The sequence below is a fragment of the Mesorhizobium sp. M7A.F.Ca.US.006.01.1.1 genome, assembly GCF_003997935.1.
In the GTDB taxonomy this organism is placed as follows: Bacteria; Pseudomonadota; Alphaproteobacteria; order Rhizobiales; family Rhizobiaceae; genus Mesorhizobium.
On record NZ_RZQL01000315.1, the window covers coordinates 1 to 6,726 of the forward strand.

Annotated in this window: 5 protein-coding genes and 1 pseudogene; all 6 read right to left on the minus strand. The window is 65.9% G+C overall.

The window, feature by feature from the left end; all coding sequences use genetic code 11:
* Window positions 1–119 precede the first annotated feature (119 nt).
* Window positions 120–581 (minus strand): MarR family transcriptional regulator, encoded by a 462-nt coding sequence (locus EN943_RS33270; protein WP_127416173.1) that lies wholly within the window; start codon window positions 579–581, stop codon window positions 120–122.
* Window positions 578–1,162, minus strand: coding sequence for an amino acid synthesis family protein (locus EN943_RS33275; protein ID WP_127416174.1), 585 nt, complete (start codon window positions 1,160–1,162; stop codon window positions 578–580). Before EN943_RS33275 ends, EN943_RS33270 begins: the two co-directional genes overlap by 4 nt.
* Window positions 1,155–2,039: a UPF0280 family protein gene (locus tag EN943_RS33280; RefSeq protein WP_127416175.1), complete on the minus strand. Its 885-nt coding sequence runs from the start codon at window positions 2,037–2,039 to the stop codon at window positions 1,155–1,157. Before EN943_RS33280 ends, EN943_RS33275 begins: the two co-directional genes overlap by 8 nt.
* Complete coding sequence (locus EN943_RS33285) at window positions 2,039–3,580, minus strand: 6-hydroxynicotinate reductase (RefSeq protein ID WP_127416176.1); 1,542 nt, start codon at window positions 3,578–3,580, stop codon at window positions 2,039–2,041. Before EN943_RS33285 ends, EN943_RS33280 begins: the two co-directional genes overlap by 1 nt.
* A complete protein-coding gene (locus EN943_RS33290) occupies window positions 3,577–6,390 on the minus strand; it encodes a molybdopterin-dependent oxidoreductase (protein ID WP_164778512.1) in 2,814 nt (937 codons plus the stop codon). Before EN943_RS33290 ends, EN943_RS33285 begins: the two co-directional genes overlap by 4 nt.
* 17 nt (window positions 6,391–6,407) lie before the next feature.
* Window positions 6,408–6,726: pseudogene (locus EN943_RS33295) on the minus strand (xanthine dehydrogenase family protein subunit M); the annotation flags it as partial.

Genomic DNA, 6,726 nt, shown 5'->3' on the forward strand with positions numbered 1-6,726 from the left:
GCCGTGGTCCCCTTTCAATATTCGTTGGCGGCGGTTGCCAGGTGGTTCCCCCACTCCGTCGCTGCTCCGCAGCGCCACCTCTCCCTCCTCCGGAGGGAGAGGAAAGGACCTCGCCGCCGCTACGCCAGCTTGGCTAGCAATTTCATGAAGGTGGCGATCTCCTTGGCCGAGAGCGGCGCCAGCGTCTCCTGGGTGATCTCGCGCGCCAGCGGGATCAGGCGCTCGATGGCATCGCGGCCTGCCGCGGTCAGATTGACCAGCAGCCGCCTTTTGTCGACCTCATGCTTGGAAAGCTCGACCAGGCCGCGCGCCTTCAGCCGGTCGATGACGCCCTTCACCGTCGCTGCATCCATCGCGATCAGCGTGCCGAGCTGGTTCTGCGAGGTCTCGCCGACGTCACGCAGCTTGGCCAACGCCGCGAATTGCGGCGGCGTCAGATCGCCGATATGCGCGGCAAAGATCGCGACATGGCGCTGATGCGCCTTGCGCAGGATGAAGCCGACCTGCTCCTGCAGCAGGTAATCCTGGTCGTCCGGCGCCTCGACCTCGACCAGCTTGAGCAGATTGTCCTCGCCGCTCACCGCAAGCCATCCCAGGCTTTGATATCATCGGCCGCTAGACCACCCATGCGATTGTGGATGCGCGGGCCACAGGTCATGGCGAGGCAGAACAGGATTTCGTCAGGGCGCGGCCCGTCGCTGATGCCGACTTCCATAGCGTCGAAATGGCTGCGCACATAGGCGGCGTTGATGTGGCCGAGCGGCACGTCGAGCTTCGAACCGAAAGCGCCGACCTTCTTGGCCGACGGCACGATCGCCTTGGCGTCGCCGAGCCGTTCGCGCATGGCGTAGCCGCCTGGCACATGCCAGAGCGCACCATGTTCCAGCTCACCCGCCGTGCCGACAATGGCGCCCTTGCCATAGCCGTCGATCTGCTTGACATCGCCGCCGAGCGCCGCGATCAGCCGGTCGGCGAGCAACAGGCCGAGCGGCTTCAGATCGTCCATGGCGCTCTGCAGGTCTTCGACATAGCGCCCGGCGAACGGGTTCTTCACGAGCGCCATGGCGGCGGCGCGACGGCGCGGCACCTTGGCCACCGACCCGCCCTCGTGAAAAATCTCTTCGGTCAGCACCGCGATCTTGCGGATCGAAAACTCAGGCATGGGCAACTTCCTCCCTCGAACTTTTGTTGGGCGCAGCAAGCGCAACCGAGCCACTGATGCGGATCTCACCGCCAAGAAACAGCGCCGATCCGGCAATCAGGCCACGCCGGCGAAAATCTTCGGCGACGGCAAGGCCATTGTCCAGCGCTCGCGCAACTTCGCCAAGGGCAAGCGTGCCGACACCATGTGTCACCAGGCGCGCGCCGAGATCGCTGTCGGGCGACAGTTCGTGTGCGGGAATGCGCTTGATGGCCGGATTGCCGGGCAGGTCCACCGCGTTGGCAATGAGGGTCGCTGCCGCATCGGCCTCGGCGCCGGTCCGCGCGAGCACGGTGACGGCGTCGGCAATGCCAAGCGAGAAGGAGCGGCCGCGCCAGCCGCTGGTGGCGACGCCGCGAACGCCATCTTCCGCGCGGATCGTGATCCGGTCCGCCATGCCATTGCCGGTGCCGGCGACCGCCAGGTCCCTCGACTGGCCCTTGCCGATATGGAGCGCGCAGTCGCCGCCATTGTTGACATAGGCGCGCTGGAGCCTGCGACCGGCAAGCAATGCGGCGAGCATTTCGTCGGCTACCGATCCCGCGACGGCGGCCATCGGCGTTATGAAGCATTCCGCCAGGGGCATGACGGCTGCCTCCATGCGGCGCGCCGTCGGGCCGGCGAAAGTGCGCGGCGCCAGGAAAAACGCCGGCAGCCGCAATTCGGGGAGCTCCTCGACCAGCTCCATCAGGATCGTCTGGAACCGCGCTACGGCTTGCTCATAGGCTTGGCGGCATTCATCCGCCTCACCAAAAACCTCGACGATCAGGTCGATCGGCCCGTGGTTGAGATGCAGCCGCTTGCCGTCCTGCAGCCAGTGGGCTTGCGGGCCTTTCATCACCCGGCCCCGTTCGAGCCGGCACGACGTAGCTGCGCGAGTGGCGGCCATGGATTGTTGGCTTCGGCGCCAGTGCCGCGGCGCGGATTCAGGTACTCACCGCCTTTTGCGACAATATCCTCGACGCTGCGGATCTCGGCCTCGTAGCCGCCGAGCCTGATATAGTCATCGCGGCGCAGCGTGAATTCGATCGGCGCCACCAGTGCGGGGGTCGGCACATAGCCGAAGGCGCCTTCCGGCACTCTGGTGACATCGACCATCAGCGTGATGCCGCCGCCCGGCCAGACATAGACCGGCGCTCCGCCGACCGTGACATATGTGGTCAGCCCTTGCACCGAGCGGGTGAGATTGACCGGGTTTTCCGTGACGCCGGCACGCAGCGAGCCGCCGGCGCCGCCGATGAACAGCACCGTGCACAAAGCCGGCTCGCAATTGTCCTCGATCAGGCCGACCGATTTCTGCAACCGCTCGGGAAACGGCTTTTGCACCGGCTTCAACTCGTCGTCGAGTTCATAGTACGCGAACTGCTCGCCGGTGGTCGAAACCATCAGCAGCGACAGGCCCGGCCGCGCGCCCTTCTTGGCGTTCCACTCGCCGAGGATCGACAGCGGGTCGGAAATGCTGGTGCCGCCCCAGCCCAGCCCGGGTTCGGAGACCTTGAAATAGCGGCCCGGCGTCGAACGGCGGCCGATGATCTTTATGCCCGTATCCTGCCAGCCCAGCACCTTGCCGGCCTGATGCTCGGAAACGACGCCGGTGATGTGGTCGTCGACCACCACCACCTCGTCCACCAGCCCGCGCCATTGCGTGGCGAACATGCCGATGGTGGCCGAGCCGCAGCCGACACGCATGCGGTGTTCCTGCTTGCCGTCGATGACTGGTGCTTTGCCGGCTTCGACTATGATGGTGGCGCCGCCGTCGATGGCCAGTTCCACCGGCTTGCGGTTGCACAGATTGAGCAGCGCGTCGCAGGTCGCGCGACCCTCGGCCTTGGAGCCGCCGGTCAGATGATGCACGCCGCCCAGCGACAGCATCTGCGAGCCATATTCGCCTGTGGTGACATGGCCGATCGCTTCGCCGGCTGCGCGGACTATTGCCGTCTCGGGTCCGATATGCCGGTCGGTATCGATCTTCACCTTGACGCCGCAGTACGAAAAAATGCCTTCGGTGACGACGGTGACGAGATCGACGCCCTCAACCTCCTGGCTGACGATGAACGGGGCCGGCTTGTAGTCGGGATAGGTGGTGCCGGCGCCGATTGCGGTGACGAAGCGGCGCCCGGTGTTGACCAGCTCGCCGTCCCATGCCTCGCCCTCGGCTACGAACGGTACGATTGCCGCGCCGGTCTCGGCCGCATGGTCGAGGATGGTCAACGGGTCCATCCGTACGATCCTTCCGCCGACATTGCCGTAGCGGTCGCAGGCGCCGGTACGTCCGTCTGCGATGTAGCACATCACCGGGCAGGCATCGCAGCGGATTTTTTCCGCCACCAGCTTCTCGCCGGGATCATGGGTCTCGAAGCGTTCGGCAAGCTCGCTCATCGGCGTGCCTCCTTTTCGCGGATGCCATTCTTTTCGCGGATGCCAGCGCGGATACGCGTCGGCGTCGCCGGAACCTTGGTGATGAGAACGCCGGTGGCGTGGCGGATAGCATTGAGGATTGCCGGTGCCGTCGGGATCAGCACATGCTCGCCCAAACCCTTGGCGCCAAAGGGTCCTTCCGGGTCCGGAACTTCTATCAGGATGGTCTCGATCGGCGGCACGTCGCCAATGGTCGGGATGAGATAGTCGTGCAGATTCTCGGTGCGGCCGGGGATATACTCCTCCATCAACGCCATGCCGATGCCTTGCGCGATGCCGCCTTCGATCTGGCCTTCGGCCAGCAGCGGGTTGATCGCCTTGCCCACATCATGCGCGGCGGTGATCTTGATCAGCTTCACCGTGCCGAGCTTGAGATCGACCTCCAGTTCGGCGATCTGCGCGCCATAGCCGTAAACGGCGTATGGTTTGCCCTGGCCCTTGGCGTCGAGGGGCAGCGTCGGCGGATCGTAGGTCTCCTCGGCGCGGAAGACGAAGCCTTCGGCATCCACATCGAGCGGGGCGAGGTCGATGCGGCGGACAGCTTCGCCTTCGCGGATGACGATAGCGGGGCCGTCGAGCTGCAGAGCGGCTTTTTCCGAAACATTGGCGAAACGCAGGATCTTTTCGCGCAGCGCACGGCCGGCCTTTTCGGCCGCCTTGCCGGTGACGAAAGTCTGGCGCGAGGCCGAGGTCTTGCCGGCGTCGGGAGTGATGGCCGTATCGGCGCTCTTCAGCTGGAATTTCTCCAGCGGCAGGCCGAGCGCGTCGGCACAGATCTGGGTGATGACCGTGTTCGAACCCTGGCCGATATCGACGGCGCCCTGGTGCAGGATGACCGTGCCGTCGGCCGCGATGCCGACCCGGATTGTCGACGGGTTGGGCAGCGAGGTGTTGCCGCAGCCATACCAGCAGGACGCGACGCCAGCGCCGCGCTTTCTATCCGTGTTGGCACTGTTGAATGCATCCGCATCGGCTGTTGCCCGTACCCAATGCGGCTGTAGCGCTTCGAGGCATTCGGCAATGCCGACGCCGGACTCCAGGCGTTGCCCGGTAACCGTTTCGGAGCCGTTCCGAAGGCAGTTCTTCAAGCGAAAATCGAGCCTGTCGATGCCGAGCTTGCCGGCCAGCTCGTCATAGAGCGTTTCCTGCATGATCGTCGCCTGCGGCACGCCAAAGCCACGGAAGGCGCCGGAGATCGGCCCATGGGTATGGATGGCGCGGCCTTCGGCGCGGTAATTCGGCGTCGCGTAGGGGCCGGACGCATGCACCGGCACGCGGTTGGCCACGGTCGGCCCCCAGCTTGCATAGGCGCCGGTGTTGAAATCGCCTTCGAAGATCATGCCGGTGACAAGGCCGTCGGCATCGGCGCCGATGGTCGCCTTCATCTCGGCCGGATGCCGCTTGGTGGTCGACATCATCGATTCGTTGCGGGTGTAGGCGAGTGCCGCCGGCCGCCCCGTCTTCATCGCCACAAGGCCGATCAGCGGCTGCAGCGAAACGTCGAGCTTGGAGCCGAAACCACCGCCGGTCGCGGTCGGCACGATGCGCACCTTGTCGACGGCAAGGCCGAGCACCTTCGCCGTCTCGTCGCGGTCCATATAGGGCGCCTGGGTGCAGGCGACGACGACCAGCGTGTCGCCGTCCAGATAGGCATAGCCGGCTTCCGGTTCGATATAGGCGTGCTCGACATAGGAGGTGTCGATGGCGCCAGAGACGGTGAAAGCCGCGCCGGCAAGCGCTGCTTCCGGATCGCCGCGTTCGACGAAGCCGGAGGTCAGCAAGTTTGCCGGCCTGTTCTCATGAATGAGCTTGGCACCGCCGGCGCGCGCTTCGCGGAATTGGAGAACATGCGGCAATTCGGTCCAGCGGACCGGAAAATCCGAGAGGTCGAGATCGAGCATCGCCTCACGCTCGCCGGCAACCAGCGCCACCGCCTCACCGCGAAGGCGGGCAAACCCCTCAGCCAGCGCCGGCTGGTCGGCGAACGGGCCGATGACGCCGAAACAGTTTTTTCCCGGAATGTCGGCTGCTGTGAAGACACCGGCTATGCCGGGATGCGCCTTCGCCCAGCCGTCGAGGTCACCGAAGGCGAAGCTGGCGTGGTAATGTGGCGAACGGACCACCAGCACGGCCAGCGCATCGGCGGGGAAGGAATCGCCGCCGAATTTCTCAGCCCCGGTGACCTTCGGCACGCCATCAAGCCGGACGGGCGAGGAGCCGATCGCATGGCCTGATCGAGGCAAGCGGAAATCGAGGCTTGCTGTCTGCCGGGAGGCATCCATCACCGCCGCGATGATCTTCCGGTAGCCGGTGCAGCGGCAGAGAATACCGCCCAGCGCATCCTGCACCTCGGTCTCGGTCGGGCTTGGCTGTTTGTCCAGCAACGCCGTTGCCGCGACCAGCAGCGCCGGCGTGCAGATGCCGCACTGCGCCGCGCCATGGGCAAGGAACGAGGCCTGCAGCGCCGACAGCCGGCCATTGGCGAGGCCTTCGACTGACGTCACCGACGTCCCGGCGGCGGAAGCCGCCGACATCAGGCAGGCGCAGACGGGATCGCCGTCGACCAGCACTGTACAGGCGCCGCAGTCGCCGGCATCGCAGCCGACCTTGGTGCCGGTCAGCCCCAGTTCGTCGCGCAGCACCAGAGACAGCCGGTGCAGCGGCGGCACATTGACCGAGACGGCGGTGCCATTGACCTCGAAGGCGATGTCAGCGCGCTCCGGGCCGCGAGCGGGCAGAACGGCGCCCAGGTCCGGCACTCCTTCAAGCATGTCAGGTTGAACCTGGCTCATGCCGCCACCTCTTCGCCAGTCGTCCGCCCCACAGCCGCAAGCACCGCGCGAGCAACAATCTCTCGCACCGCATCGAGCCGGTATTCGGCGCTGCCGCGCACGTCGGCGATCGGCGACAGTTCAGCCATCGGCGCGGACAGGACCGCATCGGCAAGTCCGCCGTCCACCGGCAGGCCGCGCAGCGCGGCTTCGACGCCGGCCAGCCGCTTGGCCACCACCGAGCAGGAGCCGGCGGCAACCGCCGCTTGCCGGACAAGGCCGTTGTCGACGACCAGACGCGCCGCCACCATGGCAATGGAAATGACGAGATAGCGC